This window comes from Kiritimatiellia bacterium, assembly GCA_025054615.1.
Taxonomy (GTDB): domain Bacteria; phylum Verrucomicrobiota; class Kiritimatiellia; order CAIVKH01; family CAIVKH01; genus JANWZO01.
Genome location: JANWZO010000005.1, coordinates 121,130 through 142,875 on the forward strand (window position 1 = coordinate 121,130; position 21,746 = coordinate 142,875).

At 59.7% G+C, this 21,746-nt stretch carries 18 protein-coding genes and 1 tRNA gene; 17 read left to right on the forward strand and 2 right to left on the reverse strand.

Annotated elements, in window-relative coordinates:
• The first annotated feature begins 188 nt into the window (after positions 1 to 188).
• A complete protein-coding gene (locus NZ740_03845; GenBank protein ID MCS6771139.1) occupies positions 189 to 623 on the forward strand; it encodes a nucleoside deaminase in 435 nt (144 codons plus the stop codon).
• On the opposite strand, the gene NZ740_03850 is transcribed toward NZ740_03845, so the two are convergent.
• Together NZ740_03850 and NZ740_03855 are read right to left on the reverse strand one after the other, a co-directional pair.
• Entirely contained in the window at positions 601 to 2,193 is a 1,593-nt protein-coding gene (locus NZ740_03850) for a hypothetical protein (protein MCS6771140.1), read from the reverse strand. The genes NZ740_03845 and NZ740_03850 overlap by 23 nt on opposite strands.
• On the reverse strand, positions 2,190 to 3,101 hold the full coding sequence (locus NZ740_03855; protein MCS6771141.1) for an SH3 domain-containing protein: 912 nt from the start codon (positions 3,099 to 3,101) through the stop codon (positions 2,190 to 2,192). Before NZ740_03855 ends, NZ740_03850 begins: the two co-directional genes overlap by 4 nt.
• Before the next feature lie 56 nt (positions 3,102 to 3,157).
• Here NZ740_03855 and NZ740_03860 point away from each other — a divergent pair, with 56 nt between their 5' ends.
• From NZ740_03860 to NZ740_03935, 16 genes are all read left to right on the forward strand, one after another.
• A complete protein-coding gene (locus NZ740_03860) occupies positions 3,158 to 5,230 on the forward strand; it encodes a tetratricopeptide repeat protein (protein ID MCS6771142.1) in 2,073 nt (690 codons plus the stop codon).
• Between the two features lie 199 nt (positions 5,231 to 5,429).
• The gene (locus NZ740_03865; protein ID MCS6771143.1) at positions 5,430 to 5,780 is read left to right on the forward strand and encodes a heavy-metal-associated domain-containing protein; all 351 of its coding nucleotides are present in this window, start codon (positions 5,430 to 5,432) and stop codon (positions 5,778 to 5,780) included.
• Positions 5,781 to 5,783: 3 nt separating this feature from the next.
• Positions 5,784 to 7,247, forward strand: a complete 1,464-nt coding sequence (locus NZ740_03870) for a leucyl aminopeptidase (protein ID MCS6771144.1) — start codon at positions 5,784 to 5,786, stop codon at positions 7,245 to 7,247.
• Positions 7,244 to 8,143: a phosphoribosylaminoimidazolesuccinocarboxamide synthase gene (locus NZ740_03875; GenBank protein MCS6771145.1), complete on the forward strand. Its 900-nt coding sequence runs from the start codon at positions 7,244 to 7,246 to the stop codon at positions 8,141 to 8,143. The genes NZ740_03870 and NZ740_03875 overlap by 4 nt, the downstream gene beginning before the upstream one ends.
• Positions 8,144 to 8,147: 4 nt before the next feature.
• Positions 8,148 to 9,035: a site-specific tyrosine recombinase XerD gene (gene xerD / locus NZ740_03880; GenBank protein ID MCS6771146.1), complete on the forward strand. Its 888-nt coding sequence runs from the start codon at positions 8,148 to 8,150 to the stop codon at positions 9,033 to 9,035.
• Positions 9,032 to 9,760: a ribonuclease III gene (gene rnc, locus NZ740_03885; GenBank protein ID MCS6771147.1), complete on the forward strand. Its 729-nt coding sequence runs from the start codon at positions 9,032 to 9,034 to the stop codon at positions 9,758 to 9,760. Before xerD ends, rnc begins: the two co-directional genes overlap by 4 nt.
• A gap of 193 nt (positions 9,761 to 9,953) precedes the next feature.
• Positions 9,954 to 10,361 carry a hypothetical protein gene (locus NZ740_03890; protein MCS6771148.1) on the forward strand — a complete coding sequence of 136 codons (408 nt, stop codon included), beginning with the start codon at positions 9,954 to 9,956 and terminating at the stop codon, positions 10,359 to 10,361.
• A gap of 53 nt (positions 10,362 to 10,414) precedes the next feature.
• Positions 10,415 to 10,489: transfer RNA gene (locus NZ740_03895), tRNA-Asn, on the forward strand.
• Between the two features lie 12 nt (positions 10,490 to 10,501).
• Positions 10,502 to 12,097, forward strand: coding sequence for an L-aspartate oxidase (gene nadB, locus NZ740_03900; protein ID MCS6771149.1), 1,596 nt, complete (start codon positions 10,502 to 10,504; stop codon positions 12,095 to 12,097).
• Positions 12,094 to 12,942, forward strand: coding sequence for a carboxylating nicotinate-nucleotide diphosphorylase (nadC, locus tag NZ740_03905; GenBank protein MCS6771150.1), 849 nt, complete (start codon positions 12,094 to 12,096; stop codon positions 12,940 to 12,942). The genes nadB and nadC overlap by 4 nt, the downstream gene beginning before the upstream one ends.
• A 39-nt stretch (positions 12,943 to 12,981) precedes the next feature.
• The gene (gene nadA, locus NZ740_03910) at positions 12,982 to 13,944 is read left to right on the forward strand and encodes a quinolinate synthase NadA (GenBank protein MCS6771151.1); all 963 of its coding nucleotides are present in this window, start codon (positions 12,982 to 12,984) and stop codon (positions 13,942 to 13,944) included.
• A gap of 80 nt (positions 13,945 to 14,024) precedes the next feature.
• On the forward strand, positions 14,025 to 15,038 hold the full coding sequence (locus tag NZ740_03915) for a metalloregulator ArsR/SmtB family transcription factor (GenBank protein MCS6771152.1): 1,014 nt from the start codon (positions 14,025 to 14,027) through the stop codon (positions 15,036 to 15,038).
• Positions 15,016 to 16,425 carry an adenosylhomocysteinase gene (gene ahcY, locus NZ740_03920; GenBank protein MCS6771153.1) on the forward strand — a complete coding sequence of 470 codons (1,410 nt, stop codon included), beginning with the start codon at positions 15,016 to 15,018 and terminating at the stop codon, positions 16,423 to 16,425. The genes NZ740_03915 and ahcY overlap by 23 nt, the downstream gene beginning before the upstream one ends.
• Positions 16,426 to 16,556: 131 nt before the next feature.
• On the forward strand, positions 16,557 to 17,126 hold the full coding sequence (gene pyrE, locus NZ740_03925) for an orotate phosphoribosyltransferase (protein ID MCS6771154.1): 570 nt from the start codon (positions 16,557 to 16,559) through the stop codon (positions 17,124 to 17,126).
• 152 nt (positions 17,127 to 17,278) lie between these two features.
• Positions 17,279 to 17,596 carry a hypothetical protein gene (locus tag NZ740_03930; protein ID MCS6771155.1) on the forward strand — a complete coding sequence of 106 codons (318 nt, stop codon included), beginning with the start codon at positions 17,279 to 17,281 and terminating at the stop codon, positions 17,594 to 17,596.
• A gap of 2,110 nt (positions 17,597 to 19,706) precedes the next feature.
• A complete protein-coding gene (locus NZ740_03935; protein MCS6771156.1) occupies positions 19,707 to 21,704 on the forward strand; it encodes a hypothetical protein in 1,998 nt (665 codons plus the stop codon).
• Positions 21,705 to 21,746 lie beyond the last annotated feature (42 nt).

The window sequence follows — 21,746 nt, forward strand, 5'->3', positions numbered from 1 at the left end:
ATTTCCATGGCATGGAAAAGGTTCCGCGATGTTTTTCCATTCCATGGAAATTTCTGCCGATGATCCGCGAGGAGGCCGTGGATTCCGCTGGAAATGAGGGATGGACGCCGGATAGGAATCGCGGCATGAACGGACCGGAACCGACCCCACTGCCGCACGACGCGAACTGGGCGCCATGCGAGGAGCACATGCGGACCGCGATCCGCCAGGCGGAGCGCGCGGCGGCCCTGAACGAGGTGCCCGTGGGAGCGGCGATCTATCTAGGAAATCGCCTGCTGGGTCAGGCGCACAACCAGGTGGAGATGCTCAAGGATCCGACGGCGCACGCGGAGATGATCGCGATTACGCAGGCGGCGAGCGCGCTGGGGGATTGGCGCCTGACCGATTGTGTCCTCTATGTGACGAAGGAGCCGTGCCCGATGTGCGCGGGCGCGATTGTGCTGGCGCGAATTCCGATGGTGGTCTGGGGTGCGACAGATCCGTTGCGCGGGGGGGCGATTTCGCGGTTTCAAATTTTTCAAAGCGAGGCGCTCAACCACAGGGTGGATTATCGCGCGGGATTTCTCGAGGAGCCGTGCCTCGAGCTGCTCCAATCGTTTTTCAGAAAGCTTCGCCAGGAGTGAACCGGCAGACAACCGGACCGTTCGAAACTCCGGCGGGGCAGTCAAACACGGGCGCGAAACGTTGAACCGCGGCGTCGGACAGCAGCGCGCCGAAGCGGGTGTTGCGCTGCTGCAGATAGACGCGAAGGCCGTCGGCATCGCGGACCACGCCGCCGGGCGCCCAATTCAGGATGACGGGATGGAGCCGACCGGTGAGATCGATTGCGTTCGGATATCCTTCCGCGAGGAGGAAGCCCGGCGAGTCCGTTGCGATGGCGCCGCCGATCTCCGCCGGCGGGGGTAGGCCGGATTTCAGCGCGTCGCGTTTTTCGGCGAGGATGCGCGCCTCGGATCGGGCTTTGCGCATGGGCGTGGCGACCGAACCGATCATGCCGGAAAGCCACGCCATCAGTCCCAGCAGCACGAGGAACATGAGATAGACGGTGCGGGGCTGTAGGCCGGCCGCCGGATCTGCGCGGTCGCGGAGCCACGAGGCAAAGCAAATGATGAACACGCCTATGCCCACCAGCCAGATCAGGCGCGCGCCGGCGGCCAGGGCGGCGAGGATAGCGCCACCCGAGACCATTTGGAGCAGAGGGGCCGCGAAGACGAGCACGAGCAGCGCCCACACGAAACGGGCGAGAGGCGCGGAACGCAGCTGCGTGGGCATTGCGGCGGCCAGGATAAGCCCGACCGCGCCGAAGAGCATTCCCGGCAAACCGAATGCGGCGTAAACGGAGCCCAGCATCCATTTGGCGCCTCCGAGGAAGCCGAGCTCCGCGGCCGGTTCGAGGATGTCTTCCGACGCGATGGCGGTCAGAGACATAGAAGCGTCCGGCGCCCGGGGAAGCGGCACGCCAACGACCAGTGAATTCCACCAAAAGACAGGGACCAGTAGGATGGTGATCAGGATGGCTCCATTGATGAGACGAATGAAGGCCGGAAACGTTTCGGATTCGTCGGAGGTTGCCGGTGAAACCAGCCAGACGAGTCCCAGGGCCACCCACCAGGCTGCGTATTCCACATGGAAGAGAGAGGCAAGCCCGATCCACCATGCGGCGGACAGGGGCAGGATCTTCACACCTCGTGCGGCTGATGCCGCCGCATTCGCAAAGCCGGCTACAAGAAATGCGGCGGCCGCGGCATCCGGGGCTCCGCGAATTGTGTCGAACAGAAAACCGGCAATAAAAGCGGCCGCCGGCAGCAGCCAGTAGGCGAGATGTTGGTGGGGCCAGCAGCGGCGGCCGAAGGCGGGGATCGCGGCGATTCCCACGGCCGCGCAGAGGGCCGCTGCGAGGGTGGCGAGGCGGTCCCAAGGCACGCCCGCCGCGCTCAGAGCGGCGAGGATCGCAATCCAGAGAGCGTTTTCCCCGGCGGGCAGCCGTTCGGCCGGCGTGCCGATGAAGCCGTGGTCGGAAAAATGGCGAGCTAGGGCGTGGAAGAGAAGCCCCTCGTCGGTCGGAACGGCGGGAGCCTTTGTTCCACCCATCAGCAAAAGGGCGCCAAAAAACAGGGCCAATGCCGCGGCAGCCTGAATCCATGGGGTGGACAAGAGCGGCGGAGTTTCAGCAGTATTGTTAGATTCGTTCATCGCACTCGCCTCTCAATGCGTTCGACGATGACCACGGGCGGACGGACGCCTTGAACCCAGTATTCACGGCCGTGGATCACAAGGGATTCGTTGAGTAACGATTTGAGCTGGGCCGTATTGCCTCGGACGAAACAGACGGTGACCCACTGGACCCCTTGGCGCCGGACCAGCCGAAAATCGCTAGGCCGATTGATCAAAAATGGCGCCGGCTTCAGCTCTCCCTCATATTTCACGAACCGGCCCTGCCCTTCCAAGGGGACGAGCCGAAGATCACTGGGTGCCGACGGGAGAATGACCGCACCACCGGATTCCTCGGCGGGAGGCACGGAAGAATGGATGCGGGGAGCGGACTCCTGCTCGCCGGGTTCGGCGGGGCCCGAGGGTGGCGATGGGGCCTCAGGCGATGACGCGCGCTCCGGCAGGCCGCCGGCTTCGGGCGCCATCTCGGCGTCAGGGGTGAGCGAAGTAAGTTCAACGAACTCGCGGCTGACCCAGAGTGTGGCGTTTGTGGGCGCAACTTTCAGCCACTCGCCAAATTGGCCCCGTATGGTGACCGGGCTGCCGGCGGGGAGGCTGCCGACGATGCTGTAGTTGATTCCCGGACCCGCCCGAAGGTTCAGTTTATTCACAGTCACCACGCCGTCGCGGATGAATTCGCGGTAGGCCCAGACATCAACGGATTCAGGAGCTATGATCTCGACCCATCCTTCAATTTCAGATCGCACTGCGAGACGGTCGCCGGTGTGCGCCTGCGCGACCACCTCGGCTTGCAGGTCGGGCCGCGCGCGAAGGTTAACGCGGTCCGACCGAACGCGCGCCCAGACGGTTTCTGACCGGGCGTCACCGGCGACGGCGCCAGCCAGCAGAATAACTGCCAAAATCCGGCGAGCTAGATTGCAACCGCGCATGGAACCGATACTATGCCCAAACTCATATCCGGCGAAGACATTTTTGACAGGAGCACATGGTGCAGCACCTTTACCCGCGTTTGCCCTGGCAGCCCGGCGGTTGGCTTGTCCCTCCCTGGTTGGGTGCGGATGGGCCGCGTGTGAAGCTCTCATGGCGTCTCGACGAGCGGGAAGGATCGATCTGGCCCGCCGGCGAAGAGGATACCTGGGGCTTCGCATGGCGGCCGAGCCGCATGGTTTGGGCGACGCCGCACGGAGTCATCGAATATGGGAAGGACGTGGCCGGGCCGCCGGCGTTCTGCGCCGTGTGCCCGGAGCCGGACGTGTTATGGGGCGAGTCCGATCTCGACCACAAGCCTACCTTGGAGGGGGAGAAACCACCCGTACCCGGCGGGCCCGCCGTTCAGGTGCTGGAGACCGAACAGGTAACGGTGCGGCTTTTCCTTCAGGAAGAAAAAGGCAGGCTGCGATTCGCCGCCGTCGTCAGCCGGGACGTATCGGACGACGGCACGGCGACGTGGAACAAGTACCGATCCGAAAGCCCGGCGGCATTTCTCGCGGGCGCCTTGTCGCCATATCTGGAGTTTGCGCGGAGCCAGTCGGCAACCAACGAGAGCGACTTCCGCCGAATGGAGGGCGTGGTGGCCCGGATGATCCGCGACCTGCGCACAGGAGTGGACCCTCGCCGATTGATGTGCATTCCCGCTCGATCCTCCGACCGCCAAATGAGAACTGCGGACGTTCTCATCGCGGCGCGGGCCTGGCTCGAGGTGAGGCCCTCGATTGCGATGGAGCTGATTCGCACGGTCTTCAGCGGGCAGACGCCCGATGGAGACCTCCCCGCTTTCTACGACGAACTTGGACACCCGTCGACGGAAACCTTTGACCGCCCCGGATTCGCGCACATCGTGTGGCTGGTCTGGCAGCGCGAGCCGGATCGCGCGTGGTATGACGAGATTGCGCCGCGCGCCGTTCGATATGTTGAGGCGTTGATCCGCGCGATGGATCCCGATCGGCAAGGGTCGCCTCGCTGGCTGCGTGCCGGGGATTCTTTGGTTCCCAGTATCTACGATACCCAGTTGCGATCGCCGGATCTACCCGCCCTCCTTGTTCGCGAGGTTGACGCGCTGGAGCAGTTGGCGGGCGCGGTGGCGGTGCGGTCGCTCGACCTCGGCGACTTGTTGGCATACCGAGACCGATTGTTGAGCCGGTTGCGTTCCGATTTTTGGAATCCCGAGCTTCGCTGCTTTATCGAGCAGTTCGAGGATGGGCGGCCGGTATTGAGAAAGTCGATCACTTCACTGGTTCCCTTGGTCTGCCGCCAGTTGACGCGAGAGGAGGAACAGGCCCTGCTGGACCTGCTCGTCAACAGGGACTTTCTGTTAAGCCCGGCGGGGCTTCTTTCCTGGTCGGACTGGTCCGCGGAATCTGAATCCTCGATCCTGCCCGAAATCCAGGTGATGTTTCTCGACGCACTGAGCGAGCGTCGCGCGAGTTCGCAGCGTTCGACCTTGCGCGGCTCGCTGCTGTCGCACCTGCCGCCCGGCGAAACCCCCGCGGAACAAGCGCTTTTGCTGGTTTTGTTGTCTGTGCGAGCGGAGATCCACCTGCATACGCGGCTTATTTCCCCAGCGTTGAACTGGATGAATCGAAATCGCCGCTTTGTGGTCGCGACCATCATCCTGTTGGCGGTTCTGATCAATGTCGGGGTTGTGATGTATTATCGGCTGCGGGAACGGACGCTCACCCTTCAGGCTGTTGAAACCAACATCGGTCTGGCGCGGCGCCTGTATTCGGAGGGTCGCTTTGCGGAGGCCGAGCCGGTGATGCGCCAGGTTCTGGACAGCGATCAACCGCAGCCGACGGTCTGGTTTGAGATGGGGAACATCCTTTACAAACTGGGTCGGCTCGACGAAGCGGCGTATTGGTACGGGGAGCAAAAGGGGCCGCCCATCATTGTGGGCCAGGCGCAGCATAATCTGGCCGTAGTGCGTATGAAACAAGGCCGGTTGGAGGAGGCCCGGCAGATCTGGATGGCCAATCAGACAAATTATGCGATCACGGCTCCACAAGTAAGCGAGCGGGCCACTTTAGCCCTCAAATATCTCCCGGAAGCAGGGGAAAAATAAATGAGGGCGTGCACGCCAAGGAGGTCGGGACTGTGCCCTGTGGAGGAAACGTGCAGCGCCCTCGTGAGAGATATCGCCTAATCTGTTGCTTACTTACACAACTTTTTCGTCAACCCATTTTCGATAGACACTGCCGCTTCGCGATCGTTGACAAAAAAATTTCAAAATTTATCGTGTCTCGCGCGACTTCGATATCGTCATGAACATCGCAACGTTACGCAAAACGTGTCTCTTCGCACCGGCCATCGGCCTCGCGGCCATTCTCTTCGCGATCGGTTGTTTTCGCCAGGATCAACGAACCATCACGATACGCGTCCCGCAGATGCGGTCGCCCGCGTGCTACGCGTTGATTCAGGAGGCGCTCAAGAAGATCGAGGGGATCAAGAGCACTCGCCCGGATTACGAGAAGCGGACGGTGGACGTCACCTACGACGCGCTCAAATTGGCGATTAAAAACATTGAATTTGTAATTGCCGCCACGGGATTCCAGGCGAATGACATTGAACCGCCTCCCGACGCTCGCGCTCGACTGCCCGAGGATTGCCGCTGAACCATGCGACTCTCGGTCGTAAAACCAGCCCGCGCGGCCGATTCCGATCGCGCGATGGCCTACATACTCAGTGCAGGCTCCAAAGCCGTCGCTGATTCATCCCTTCAGAGGTGGGCTGACCGAGTTGGTTTCAAAGCGGAGGCGGAATCCTGCACGTATTTTACCGAGCGAGAACGGCCCATCTGGCTCGTTGGAGCCGGCACGGATGCAGAATGGCGCCCTTCCAACGCGCGAAACGTGGGAGGACAACTTGCCATGGCTGCGCGGCGCCTTGGGGTCACCAAGCTGGATGTTCGACTGGACTCCGCAGGCGCGCCGAAGAGCCAGCCGGCAACTGTCCGAGCGCTGGTTACCGGCCTCGTATGCGGCGGTTACCAGGTGCAGGGTCCGGCCCCAGTGCCGGCTCCCGCGCTGGAAGAAGTGCGGTTGGTGGTTCCGGCCAACCAGGCTGATTTGCTTTCCGATGCCGCTGCGCGAGGTGCCGAGGTCGGTCGTGTCATCAACCGGGTGCGCGATATTGCCAATCGCCCTGGCAACGAGGCACCGCCGATGGAAATCGCAGCGTGGGCCGCCAACATGGCGCGGCAGAGGGGGCTGCGCTGCGAAGTGTGGGACCGCAACCGCCTTGAACGGGAACGCTGTCATGCGTTCCTCGCCGTGGCCGCCGGCAGCCGGCAGCCGCCCTGTTTGATTCAGCTCACCTACCGGGGTCGTTCAAAGGCCCTTCGGCCCGTCATCTTCGTCGGGAAGACGATTACCTTCGATACAGGTGGAATCTCGCTCAAGCCGGGCAAAAATATGGAATGGATGAAGTTCGACAAATCGGGCGGGATGGCGGTTCTCGCGTTCATGGCCCTCGTGGCTTCTGTCCTGAAACCGGATCGGACTGTCATCGGAATGCTAGCCGCCGCGGAGAATATGCCCGGCGGCGCTGCAACCCGGCCTGGCGATGTGGTTCGCGCGCGGAACGGAAAGACCATCGAGATCGTCAACACGGATGCCGAGGGCCGACTGGTCTTGGCAGATACTCTCGATGTGGCCTGTTCGCTCAAACCTGCCGCCATCATCGATCTCGCCACGCTGACCGGTGCGGCGAACGTGGCGCTCGGGCGCCCGTATTCAGCGGTGCTTTCCAATCATCGTCCGCTGTCGGAATCCCTCTGTCAGGCCGGTGAGGAAAGCGGTGATCGCCTATGGCCGCTGCCGCTCGACCGCGACTATCGGTCCCTGCTGAAAACCCCGTTTGCCGACCTCAAAAATGTGGGGGATGGCAGCGCCGGGACGATCGTGGGCGGTATTTTTCTTGAGCATTTTGTCAATCCGTCAATTCCCTGGGCGCACATCGATCTGACCTCTGCGTGGGAGGAGCGGGCGACCCCTCACGGGCCCGCAGGTGCGACTTTGTTTGGGGCTGCCCTCCTGGCGCAATGGGTTGATCGAGGCGGCATGGAGTCGCTTGACACATGATCCTCCCCGCGGCTGTCACGCGCATCGACCTGCCCGGCATCCCGCGCGTGCGGAGCGGAAAAGTTCGAGAGTTGTTTGATGTTGGTGATTACTATCTGATCGTTGCGACGGATCGGATTTCCGCGTTTGACTGCATCCTGCCCACCGGCATTCCGGGCAAGGGATTCGTCCTGAATCAGCTATCGGCGTGGTGGTTTCGCAGGCTGCGCGACGTGGTGCCCAATCACTTCATCACGGACGACGTTCGGGATTACCCTGCCATGCTGCAGCCCTACGCCGATCGACTGAAAGGTCGGTCCATGCTGGTTCGCAAAGCGGAGGTGTTGCCCATCGAGTGCGTCGCCCGGGGGTATTTGATCGGTTCCGGTTGGGTGGAATACCAACGGACCGGGTCGATCTGCGGAATTCCCCTGCGGCCCGGCTACCGCATGGCGGACCGGCTCGATGAGCCGATTTTCACGCCGGCGACCAAGGCGGAGTCCGGTCATGACCAGAACATTACCTTCGAGGAGGCGGCTGCCCGTGTGGGCTGGGAGAGAGCCGAGGAGCTCCGCGCCGTCTCGCTTGCTCTATACCAGCGCGCATCGGAGCATGCGGAACGGTGCGGACTCATCCTCGCGGACACCAAATTTGAATTCGGGCTGGCTGAGGGCAGTCTTCTGCTCATTGATGAAGTATTGACCCCGGACAGCTCGCGCTACTGGCCGGCTGATTCGTATGCTCCTGGCAAATCGCCGCCGTCGTTTGACAAGCAATATGTCCGGGATTACCTCGAATCGCTGGGTTGGAACAAGCAGCCGCCTGCGCCGCCGCTCCCGGACGACGTGGCGAAGCGGACGGCGGCAAAATACGTTGATGCGTTCGTTCAACTCACCGGATCCTTGCCGAATCTATAAAGCCATGCAGGTCCTAGTGGACCAGTTTCTCGATTACCTGACTTTGGAGCGTGGCCTTACCGAAAATACTCGCCGTGCCTATGAGAACGATCTGCGCCGGTTTGTTGCGTGGCTCCAAGGGCGGGGAATCCGCACGATGAACGCTGTTTCGCGCCGTGCCATCGTCGATTACTTATTGTGGGAGCGTGATGCCGGCCTCGCGGCGCCGAGCCTATCCCGACGCCTGGCGGCTATTCGGGCTTTCTTGCGGTATCTGCAACAGGAAGGATTCGTTGCCGCCAATGTGGCCGAAACCATGGAATCCCCGCGGCTTTGGCGCTGGCTGCCTGACTCACTGCCACCCGCCGATGTGGAGCGCCTTCTGGCGGCTCCGGATCTCGATAAGCCCGTTGGGTTGCGTGATCGGGCGCTGCTCGAGACGCTTTATGGGTGCGGACTTCGTGTTTCCGAAGCGGCCGGTCTGGCGACTTCGGATATTCGATTCGAAAGCGGATGCCTGCGTTGTTTTGGAAAGGGCCGAAAGGAAAGGATTGTTCCGCTGGGCGCGGCGGCCGCCGTATTTCTGCGCCGCTATCTTAGCGAGGTGCGCCCGCGATGGGATCGCGACGGATCCAAGCCTCATGTCTTTTTGTCGGCCCGCGGCCGCCCCCTAAGCCGGAAGACGATCTGGCAGATGGTTCGCCGGTACGCGCGCGCAGCAGGAATCGGAAAGCGCGTCACACCCCATACGTTGAGGCATTCTTTTGCGACGCACATGCTGGCGAATGACGCCCCGCTACGGGCGATTCAAGAGATGCTCGGCCATGCCGACATCGCCACCACGCAGATTTATACGCATGTCGATGCGCCCCGCCTAGTGCAGGTTCATCGGCGCTTCCATCCGCGCGCATGATCCTGCGGCCCAATCCTTACAAGGAACTCGAGGCAGCCATCGGCTACCGATTCCGGAAGAGGCGCCACCTTGAGGAAGCGTTGACTCACCCTTCGTTCGCCCACGAAAATCCCGGCGTTGATATTCGGCACAATCAGCGGTTGGAATTTTTGGGGGATGCCGCCTTGGGGCTTATCGCAGCCCATTCGCTCTATTCGCTGAAACCGGATGCTTCGGAGGGCGAACTAACGAAATTGCGTAGCGCTCTAAGTTCGACCCGAGCACTGGCGGACATCGCGCAGAGTATCCGTCTCGGCGACTATCTTCGGCTGGGCCGGGGGGAGGAAATGGGCGGCGGCCGCCTTCGCGCATCGATTCTGGCGGATGCCTTGGAAGCCGTCATTGGCGCCGCATTTCTCGACGGGGGCTTGAAAGCGGCCATAAAGATCTTCCAGGCGGTTTTCGCTCCGCGTCTCGATCTCGCCACGACCTTGGAATGGTACGAGAATCCGAAAGGGGCGCTTCAGGAATGGACACATAAGCAGGGAACCGCGGCCCCCGAATATCGGGTCAAACACGAAGAGGGGCCGCCCCATCAGCGGCGTTTTACAGTAGAGGTCTCGGTCGGCGGCCGGCCGCTGGGGGAAGGGTCCGGACGAACCAAGCGCGAGGCGGAGAAGGATGCCGCACGCGATGCACTCCGGCGCATCCGCGGGCCGATGGGTGGGGATGTTCTGCGAAGCTAAAATCGAACAAGGTCACCATTTGTTGCGGTCTCAACTTAGCTAATCGAGTGAGCAACCCAAGTTATAATGGGACGAAAGAAGGGGGTTGCGAATTTTTTGAAGAAATTAAATTATTAGGATTGAATAAAGATTCGCATCTAGTATGGTTAATTCAAAAAGAAGGAGTGATCGAATGGCGAAAATTCTGTCCAAGATGACGCTCGCCGAACTGATGGCGGAAGTGCAGCGGCGACGTAAGATGCTGCCGGTACTGCAAAAGAAGGCCGCGCAACTCGAGAAGGAGCTGGCTGTGGTCCGGGCCGAAATTGAGGCGCTCGGCGGCACGATGCCGGCCGCTACCTCCGTCGGCCGCAGGCAGAAGGTAAAAGCCGCCGGTTCCGCTCGGCGCTCGCGTCCGAAAAACAAGGTGAGCCTTGCCGATGCGATAGTCTCTGTCCTGAGCAAATCCGAAGCCAAGCCGGTCAAGCAAATCATGCGGGAAGTGGTTGCGAGCGGGTACAAGACGACGTCGCGAAATTTCGAGACGATCATTTATCAGACGCTGGCGCGCGACAACCGCATCGAGAAAGCCGGACGCGGTCAATACAAGCTCAAGGAATAATCGCCGCCCTCTTGACTTCGCCCGTCGAATCGATAGCCTGCTAACGGTTGGGTTCCGGTGTAGCTCAATGGTAGAGCGGGGCGCTGTTAACGCCAAGGTTGTAGGTTCGAGTCCTACCGCCGGAGCCACTTGTTCTTAAAGTGACCCGATCGGTCGAAACCCGCCTTTCATTCGACTTCATTGTGGTCGGGAGCGGGTTGGCTGGCCTCTATGCGGCAGCGGCCGCGGCTGATCACGGTCGGGTTGCCCTCCTGACCAAATCGGAAGTTCAACTAAGCAGTTCGTGGTGGGCTCAGGGTGGAATCGCAGCGGCGATTGACCCTGAAGATTCGGCATATCTTCATTTCGACGATACGATAGCGGCCGGCCGGGGGCTTTGCCGCCGGGCCACAGTTGAAATTCTGGTCAGCGAGGGAATCGAACGAGTCCGCGAGCTGATCCGCTGGGGAATGAAGTTTGATGAGGACCACATGGGGCTCGCGCTGGGCCTCGAGGGCGGGCACAGCAAACGGCGGATTCTCCATGCGGAGGGCAACGCCACCGGGCAGGCGGTGACGCGGTTTCTTCTCAACCGCGTAAAGGCGCACCCGAACATCCGGCTCTTCGAAAATACGACCGTGGCCGAACTGGTGGTGGTGGACAATCGCTGCGTCGGCTGCATGGCCTTCTACCAGGATCGCTTTGAGCCTTGGTTTTTCACTGCCCCTGCGACGATCCTCGCCACCGGCGGCGCGGCCGGGAATTATGAGCGCACAACCAATCCGCCGACATCCTCTGGCGATGGGATCGCGCTGGCTTATCGCGCGGGCGCGGAAGTGTGCGACATGGAGTTTGTGCAATTCCATCCGACGGCGTTCTATGACCCCGGCGGCGAGACATTTCTTCTTAGCGAGGCGTTGCGAGGCGAGGGCGCTCATTTGCTCAACCGGGCGGGGGAACGGTTCATGGAGCGGTATGACCCGAGGGCCGAACTCGCTCCCAGGGATGTCGTGGCTGCCGCCATTTTCCGAGAGATGCACCGTGAAGGCTCGCCGTGTGTGTGGCTGTCGATGCGCCATCTCGATGCGCGTGCGGTTCGTGAGCGCTTTTCGAACGTGTATGAGGCCTGTCGTGCGCGGGGACTGGATTTGACGGCGGATCTGATCCCGGTTGCGCCTGCGGCGCATTACACGATCGGCGGCATCGTGACGGGTCGGATGGCGGGCAGCAGCATTTGGGGCTTGTTTGCGTGCGGGGAATGCGCCTGCACGGGGGTGCACGGGGCCAATCGGCTGGCTAGCAATTCGCTGTTGGAGTGCCTCGTTTTTGCACGCCGTGCCGTGGAAGGCGCGCGAACCGTCGAGCCGGCGCGGGAGAGTGATCCGCTTCTCGGCGCAGACCTGCCAGTGCGGGATCCGACGCCGGTAGATCCCGCGCTAATGAACCGACTGCGGGCCGAAGTCTCCCATATGATGACCGAGCACGTGGGAATCATTCGGAACGGCCCGGCCCTCAAGCGAACACTGGATGCGTTGTATGATCTTCGTGACCGGTACGGCCCGATTCTAAGCAAATGGGCGGGCCGTCCGCTCCGGACGATGATGCGCGCCTGCACGCTGACCGTGCGAGGGGCGCTGCTCCGCGAAGAATCGCGGGGCGCCCACCAGCGGGAGGATTTTCCGGAAGAAAACCCCGCCTTCGAAGGACACATCACCCTCAAGCGCGGCACTCGGCCCCGCCTCGTCAAATGGACATGAGGGGACCTGACCAGCCGAATTGGGCTGACGTGGAGCGGGTGATCGAAGCCGCGTTGCGCGAGGATGCGCCGGCAGGAGATATCACCACCAACCTATTGTTTGGCGCCGAGGATGAGGCGTCGGGCGTGTTTCGCGCCAAGGTCTCCGGAGTCATCGCCGGGCTTGATGTGGCAGAGCGCGTATTCCGGAAGCTCGATCCACTAGCGCGCTTCACAGCGCGGGTTCGGGATGGTGAGCGGGTCGCCGCGCACACGTTGCTGGCAGAAGTTCGCTGTAAAACGCGCGCGCTGCTGACCGGCGAGCGCGTCGCGCTCAACCTACTGCAGCGAATGTCGGGAATCGCGACGTTGACGGCGCAGTATGTTGAGGCCGTGTCGGGTCTGCCCGTGGCCATTTTGGACACGCGTAAAACGGCACCGGGCCTGCGCGCGCTAGACAAATACGCCGTGCGCGTCGGCGGGGGAAAAAATCACCGCCACTCGCTAAGCGATCTGGCGATTATCAAGGACAATCACATTCGCCTCGCCGGCGGGATCCGAAACGCGGTCGAACGGCTGCGCGCTCAACTGCCGTCTGGCGTTCGGATCGAAGTGGAATGCGCCACCCTCGACCAGGTCCGCGAGGCGCTGGATGCCGGGGTGGATATCATCATGCTGGACAACATGATGACCAGCAGTCTCCGAGAGGCGGTCCGTCTGGTCAACGGGCGTGCGCTGACCGAGGCGTCTGGAAATGTGTCTCTGGAAAATGTGAGGGCAATCGCGGAAACAGGCGTGAATTTGATTTCCGTCGGGCGGCTAACACATTCGGCTCCAGCCCTTGATATCTCTTTGAAAGTGGTCTAGCTGGCGAGCCTGTGCTAAAATAATAAAGGGAAGGGACAAATGAGCGTCGCTGAACAACAGGCCACTCTTGTCGAGCAGATCCTCGAATGGAAGGCGCGTCGGAATGCCGTCATTTTGGCCCATAGTTATCAGCGACCCGAAGTGCAGGATATTGCCGATTTTGTCGGGGACTCTCTCGGCCTGTCGCGGCAGGCAGCCCTGACCGGAGCTGACGTCATTGTATTTTGCGGTGTTCACTTCATGGCGGAGACCGCCAAGATTCTGTCGCCGTCCAAAAAAGTCCTGCTGCCGGACCTCGATGCCGGGTGTTCGCTGGCCGCAACGATCACGGCCGACCAGCTCCGCGCCTGGAAGGCCCGGCATCCGGATGCGGTCGTGGTCAGTTATGTGAACACATCCGCCGAGGTGAAGGCCGAGACCGACTATTGCTGCACCTCGTCCAACGCGGTTCAGGTGGTCCGTGCGATTCCGCCGGACCGCGAAATTTTGTTCTGCCCTGACATGTTTCTCGGCCAGTATGTCAAGCGCGTGACGGGCCGGACCAACATGCGGATCTGGGCCGGAGAATGCCATGTCCACGCGGGGATTCGTCCCGAACATATCCAGGCTCAGCGGGCCGCGCACCCCGGCGCCGAGTTTCTCATGCATCCGGAGTGCGGCTGCGTTTCCTCGCTGCTGTACATGAAGGAAACGGCGGGATGTTGCGGGATGGACGACGCGAAGATTCTCTCAACGGAAGGGATGGTTCGCCACGCGCAAAAATCTCCCTCGCGCGAATTTGTCGTGGCGACGGAAACGGGCATCCTGCACCGGTTGAGAAAGATGAACCCGGACAAGGCGTTTTTCCCGGTCAGCGAGCGCGCCGTCTGCAAGTTCATGAAGCTTATCACCCTCGAGAAGGTTCTGCGGTCGCTGCAAGAGGATGTTTACGAAATCGACGTGCCGCCTGAGATTGCCGCTCGCGCGAGGCTTGCCATTCAGCGGATGATCGAGATCGGCTGACCTCAAAAGACCGAACCGGCGATTCCCATTTGCAAAAGGCGTAGTCTCGCCTATATTCATTCATCCGGAAAAACAGATAAATGATCTCGCCTCTCGATCTATTTCGCGCGCTTTCCGACGAAATCCGCCTCCGCCTAGTTCATGCGGTGATGATTTCCGAACTCTCGGTCGCAGAGCTCGTCGAGATATTGGAGCTGCCCCAGTCGACCATCAGCCGCCACCTCAAGCCGCTCCGAGACACGGGCCTGTTGGAGACCCGGCGGGAGGGCACCTCTATATATTATCGCCCGGGTGAAGTGCTCCGTGATCCTTCTTTTGCCGCTCTGCTGGAGAAGTATCTGGCGGACCTGAAGACTGCGGCGCGGGACGCACAATCGGTTCGGGACGCCCTAGACCGGCGGCGAGCGAAAAGCCGCGAATTTTTTGACAACATTGCCGGCCGTTATAGCGAGTGGACCCAACCGGGAGGGGGTTGGCCCGCGCTGGCGGCGGGATTGGCGGCAGGTTTCATGGACCGGACAGTCGCCGATCTCGGGTGCGGCGATGGGACACTCGCCATCCTCCTCGCTTATTACGCGCGTTGCGTGTATGCCGTCGATCAATCGCCGGCGATGTTGCGACAGGTTTGCGCAAGGGCCCGACGGGCCGGCGTTGAGGATCGGATCCGGACCGCGGAAGGCGATTTGGAACGGACGACACTCGTAAGCGCCTCATGTGACGATGTTATCCTTAGCCAGGCGCTGCACCATGCCGCCAGGCCGGCGCATGCGATCCGCGAGGCGGCTCGTCTATTGAAGCCTGGCGGCCGCCTGATCGTGTTGGATTTGGCGCGGCATGACCAGGAATGGGTGCGGATCGAATGGGCCGACCAGTGGCTGGGTTTTGAGGAAAAGGAGATTCGGGACTGGATGGAGGTGGCCGGCCTGTCCGTTCAGCACATCAGACGTCTTGAGCCGGCGACGGGGTCGGGCCGCGCGGAATTTTCTGCTTTCATCGCTGTCGGCCTTAAACCGGTCCCGTCGGCGGCATCAACTAAAGTTAGGTCATCATCAACCCTGCGAGGAGTAAATCATGCCTTCCAAGAAAACTGCTGACTACGTGGTCAAGGATATCGGACTTGCGGAATTCGGTCGCAAGGAGATCGAGCTTGCCGAATATGAAATGCCCGGTCTCATGGCGTTGCGCGAGGAATACGGCGATCATAAGCCGCTAAAAGGAGCTCGAATCTCCGGTTCCTTGCACATGACCGTTCAAACCGCGGTGTTGATCGAAACCCTTCAGCACCTTGGGGCTCGCGTGCGCTGGGCCTCCTGCAACATTTTTTCCACACAGGACCATGCAGCCGCTGCCATCGCCGCCCGAGGCACCCCGGTTTTCGCCTACAAGGGCGAGACCCTTGAAGAATATTGGGAGTTTACCGACCGCATCCTGGACTGGGGCGATGGACAGGGCCCCAATATGATTCTGGATGACGGCGGCGATGCGACGCTCATGGTCCATCTCGGTTACAAGGCCGAGGAAAACCCGAAAATCCTCGATCGCGAACCTTCAAGCCGAGAGGAAAAAATCCTGTTTGAACAGGTTCGAAAATCGATCAAACGGGACCCGTCCCGTTTTCATCGGATGGTTCGCGAAATTCGCGGCGTGAGCGAGGAAACAACCACCGGCGTTCATCGGCTCTACCAAATGATGGATCGCCGTGAATTGTTGTTTCCCGCCTTCAACGTGAATGATTCCGTCACAAAATCAAAATTCGACAACATCTATGGGTGCCGGCATTCACTGGTCGACGCGATCATGCGCGCCACCGATGTCATGATTTCCGGAAAGGTGGCCGTGGTGGCCGGTTACGGGGATGTCGGGAAGGGCTCCGCGCAGTCGCTTCGCGGGCAACGCGCCCGGGTGATCGTCACAGAAATTGATCCGATCTGCGCCCTGCAGGCCGCCATGGAGGGTTATGAGGTTATGCCGATGGACGAGGCATGCCGGATCGGAGACATTTTCGTGACCGCCACGGGTTGCTGCGATGTGATCACGGAAAAGCACATGCGCCAGATGAAACACATGGCCATCGTTTGCAACATCGGCCATTTCGACAGTGAGATCCAGGTCGAAGCCCTGCGAAAATACAAATGGACGGAAATCAAACCCCAGGTCCACCAAGTGCATTTTCCCGATGGAAAGTCCATCATCCTTTTGGCGGAGGGCCGCCTGGTCAACCTTGGCTGCGCGACGGGGCACCCAAGTTTTGTAATGTCGAGCAGCTTCACCAACCAGGTGCTGGCGCAGATTGAATTGTATACGAACCCGGGCAAGTATCCCATCGGGGTCTATACTCTCCCCAAAACGCTCGATGAAAAGGTGGCAAGGCTTCACCTTCAAAAGCTGGGTATCAAATTGGACAAACTGACAAAAAAGCAGGCGGAATACCTTGGTGTCCCCGTCGAAGGGCCTTACAAGCCCGCCCACTACCGATATTGAGAAGGCCGGCTTCGCCTCACCGGTTACTGAGCTCCTCCTCCTGGGATTCGAAATAATGCGCCGGACTCGATCCGGTGCGAAAGGTCTGATTTTTTCTCGCCGAATTATCGAGCGGCCGCTAAACGGGCAGTATGCAAGCGGCAGAAGTCTTTCAGATATTCCGCGAAACCGGCGCACTGCTGTCCGGCCACTTCGAGCTCCGTTCCGGGCTTCACAGCGACCAATATTTCCAGTGCGCGATTGTCTGCCAGTGGCCGCGGATGCTTGAACGGCTCTGCTCGGCGCTGGCCCATCGATGGGAATCCACGGGGCTGCCCATTGACAGCGTGATTGCGCCGGCCATGGGCGGACTTGCCGTGGGGCAGGAACTCGCGCGGGCGTTGGACAGGCGGTTCATTTTTGCGGAAAAGGAAAGTGGGCGGTTGGCGCTGCGGCGTTTCGCGATACGAGCCGAGGAACGGTTCCTCGTCGCGGAGGATGTCGTGACCCGGGGAGGCCGCGTCCAGGAAACCATAGATTTGATTCGAGCGCAGGGCGGCGTCGTACAAGGCGTGTGCGTGCTTGTGGATCGCAGCGGCGGCAAGGCTGCGTTCGAGGTTCCTCTGATCAGTCTGCTAGAATGGGAACCGGTTACGTGGACGCCTGCCGAATGCCCGCTCTGCAAGCAGGGCGTACCTCTTGTGCATCCGGGAAGCAAATGATCTTCAGGTTGTTCCCGTTCTCCGGACTTCTTCCGAAAGAATCGAGCTGGATCAAATCGTTCGCCTGAAGCGGCAAATCTTTTACTGCCGGAGCGGCCTATCCTAAAAACCCTATCCGAAAGCCTGTTTGAGGAGCGGAGAGTGCCTGTGAAATGAAGCAGACCTTGGTCGAGGACGATGGACTTCTCCGAGCGGATGCTCAGGCGGCGAAAGTTCTGCATCCAACGAATGGTTCGTTCGACCGTCCATCGTCGAGCGTGGCGACGCAGCAATCGTCCGTCTTATGTGACCTTCTCCGGCCTCCGATTCGATCGATGCGCTGCGGTCACCTCGATGACGTGGTCGGCCATTTTCTCGTCCAGTCGATCGCCTTAGTAATCCCGGTTCCCGATGATCCGCTCGGGTATCGCCTGGGTCGGCATCAAGTCAAACAATCCCTGAACTCTCCGGTTATCGTGGGGGGAGGCTGAACCGGTGGCAACGCCACCGGCTTGCCTCGCGCGTCCACCGACACCATGATTTCATGCCTTTTTTCGCCTTTGTCGTGCCGATGGCATCGCCACCTCCCCGCGCTTTGAATAACGAGTCGGCGATGAAACACTCGTAAGAGATTGAAGCCGTCCGGCCGTTCCCCACAGCGACCGCCCGGCGCACAATTCGATCAATGATACCCGACTCGGCCCATTTATTGAACTCATGATAAACCGTGCTATCGGCCCCGAACTCCGCCGGCTAGTTCTTCCACTTGGCGCCGTCGTCCGGGATCCAGAAGATCCCCGGAGAACCCTTCGCTTATCTGCGGCGGGGAAGTCCACCCCGCGGATTGTGTGGCGCGTTGGAAACATGATGGCACAGCCAATCCAATTGAGCGTCGGTAAGTGTGAGAATGACATCATAAGACATGGAACTTGTTCTCATGATCAACAAGTGTAGGGTTAGCCTCATCTGATTAGCTGTAGAATACACCGTTTACATATTTATTATTATTCCTTCATGTTCTTTTATATTTGCTACTGACAGCAGCATAGTTTATTCGTGCTGAGCAATACGATCTCGCGCATTTTCTTGAAGCATTAGCTTCTGTGCGCCATGTTCTCACTATCTTGGGAGGTATAACCAGCGTATTTCACATGACGATATCGTAACACTGTGAACTCGCCCATATCATAATTATTACAGGCGTATCGAGTAGATTATGTCTACCGATAATCTCTGGCCCGAGATGGATATATTACATAATGATCTTATGCACCTTGGCGGAATTGTTATTGAGCGTTCGAAAACCATGATAGTGAATCGAGGAATTACTATGTAATAGCATGATTAATTTGTCGATTTGGTTGTCTTTTCATCATTTATTGGAAATCAGAAAAGTGCTGGCATTTATAAATATGAAGGAAACATTATCACGGGCGACCGGGCTAGATATCGCTACGGACGGGCGGACAATCCGATCCGGCGCCAGGAACTAGGCATTGGTGTTAATCAACTCCTTCAACTATCTGAAGCAGATTCTGACGAGCGTGTGGGCGGGCGGTCCGATCCCAGTGGCAGTGGCGGTGAACTTTTCTGCGGGGACTGTGACGGAGAATGGGGTTATCCGCCAGATCTTTGGGGATCGGACGTAGGAGGTTACGAATGTGACGATGGCGGCGGGGACGAATCTGATGACGGCGGTTTATTAAGGTCCTGGAGTTACTAGCGCGTCGATGTTGCGACGGACACGGTGGCGGTGGTTGTCGGATATGCCGCGTACGCGCACGATGCGAAGGTGAATCTGACGAGAGCTTATCCGAAAACCTTATGACCATTAGAAATGCTATGATGTTTCGTTATGCATGCTCACGCGTACTGGTGGCCGATACGATTGGCTGCTCAGTCGTACTGCCAACGAGCCACTGAAATCGCGGGTGGAGGCTCTTCGTTAGACAAGCAAGGCATTCTTCGAGGTATCTTTGGATCCTGGATCATGGTGTCATAAGTATGGCCTTACTGGCGGTGTTCGGTGCCAAAAGCTTGCCCTTCGGCGCGTTGGCCAATGCGCGAGGGAAGTGGATTGCGCGGGACGACGAAAGGAGGCGATGGCAAGAAAATCATGGTGAGGGAGGATGCGCGAGGCTGGCCGGTGAGCGTTGGCAGCCATTAATTGGACAAGGGAATGGCCGATGAAATTCATCGACAGGATGGCGCCAAATCGATCGAATCGGAGGCCGGAGAACGTCATGCAGGACGTGCACTGCGCCGCTATGCCCGACGATGGAGCGTGGTACGAACGCTCGTTGGATTCAGAACGTTCGCCACCTGGACATCCGCGGGGCGAAGACCACCGACCTCTATCCGAAGCTGCTTCATCTCTGATGGGCTCTTCTGCTCTTAAAACAGGTTTGGGGATAGGCATCTCGTTTTTTTGATCGATTGGGCGGAACATGAAGGAGGTTGCGTCGCGCCCTTTGACACGGTCGGGATCGATGGGCTGATAAAGATCAGACGCGCGCGGATTGTTGCGCCGGCCTCGCGATGCTTACCCATATCAAAAAGGCTGGTTTTCGGCATTGAATGCTCGAGAGTAGCGTAATCGCCATGCGGCGAGTCGATTCAGATTTCCTCTTCGGTGATGTTCTCCGCACGTTTTGGCCGGTCGAACCGGACAAACGGGTGAACCTGTATGTCGGGACCGGCCGTTGCGGGGGATGTTTTGATGCATTTGGTTTGCAGCACCCTCCCAAGGATGAGTTTGCGCCGATCCGTATCTCGCAAACCTGGATCTCGCATGCGGATGTCTGGCACCGCGGCCGTTATGGTTTGGATACGTTGGTGCCGCTTGCGCGGCTCCATTGGATTCAACCGCCGTCCCCGCCTCCCGAGTACCGCCAGCACCTTGAGCTGTCCCATGGCGCGCTCACAACCCACTATTTGGCGCCGGGGCTTCAGTATCGGGTTCGATTGCTCTCGAACCCGGATTCAGAATATCGCGACGTTTTAATTTTTCTCCTCGAATGGTCGTCGAACCGTCCCCCGAAGCTCAAACTGGATTCACCGCCCTATTATCGGAGCAGCTATGGCGAGGATCTGTTTGCGGAGATACGAGCTGAGGTCCGCAAGGATGGCGGCGTATTGCACGTGAAGCGCGGCAGTTCCAAAGGCATTGTTGGCGCAGGGTGGGGGGGAAGCGTGACCGCGCGCCCGTCGGCCGATGGAATTGAGTTGACTTTGTCTCCAGGTCGCTGCCGCGCCACTTTGGTTCTCGCGCTGGGGCCCGAGTCGCGCCGTGAAGAGCTGGCTGATTTGGCCAGACGGCTGGCAACGCACGCAGAAAAGGATCTGGAGCGGATTTGCCAGAGCGCATGGTCAACGCGCTGGGGTTCCGTTTCGCTGCCGGACGTCGAGGGCCCACTCGGAGCGCTCGTCCGCCGCTCGATGTATCATATTCTGGCTTCGTATGGGCCGGATGTTCGAGCCCCTGCGCCGCCGATGGGCTTCACCGGAAACAATTGGGGATTCCACTTCCCCCAGGATTTGGCGTTTGTCCATCCCGCCCTGATCCGCTTTGGGCATTTGGATATCGTGCAGGCGCACGTCGAGTTTTATCGCGCGAGACTGGATGAGCAAATTCAGCTTACCCGGGAGATTTACAAGCGGCCTGGTGTCTGTTGGTCCTGGGAATTTCCGATCGGACCGGGCGCGCAGCTTTTTCAGGAAGCGGTGGGAGGGCTTCCGAATGATTTTCAATTTCAGATTCACAACGCGGCGTATCCGGCCAAAATGGCTGCCGACGCTGCAGCGCTCCTCCCCGTCACGTGGACGACCGAAGTGGCGTGGCCCATCCTTCGCGAGAGCGCGCGATTCTACGCGTCGGGCTTGGTCCGCGAAAAAGACGGAAAATATTCGCTCGAGATTCAGCCGTCGATGGGTCAGGACGAATATGGTGAGCGAAACGCCCGAAATTACCTGTGCGCGATGTTTTCCGCGGATTACACGTTGCGGACCGCCGTCAACATGGCGGAGCGGCTCGGCATAACGGATAAGGAAATCGGAACGTGGAAAAAAATTATCAGGGCTGGTCTCGCGTACCGCCGCCTTCTCTGGAAGGAGAAGGCGTGGAACGTGTATGCACCTCATGAGGGGGCGCCGCACGCCGTAAACATGCAAAAACATCCCGTGCAGCTTAACCCGATCTGGCTTTTTCCGGGTTTGAAGATCGATGCGCCGACACGGCGAGCGTATGAACTGCGGCGGATGATCAGTCGTGTCGAGCGGGAAGAACACCGGCATGAGGGCATTCCGACCGGTTTTTACGACGGCTGGACCCTATTTGCCTTCTTACTTTCAGCTGTGCGGATGAATGATCCAGCGGGCTTCGCCCACGAGTTGTCCGAGCTGGCTCCCGCCCGCCTAGTTGATCCCGAATGGATCACCCCGTATGAATCTTCCGGTTTCTGGCAGCCTTACTACACCGCCAGTATGGGCCTGTTGATCCAAGCGGTGACCGAGGCGAATGAGTCCCCGAACCGGTCGGACTTTATGGACGCCTGGTATATGATGGCCGATCAAAAACCGAAACCCGTTTCCGATTCGTAAAGTTTGGGCGCAGGGTCGGTTCAAAGGCTTTTTCCGCGGTTT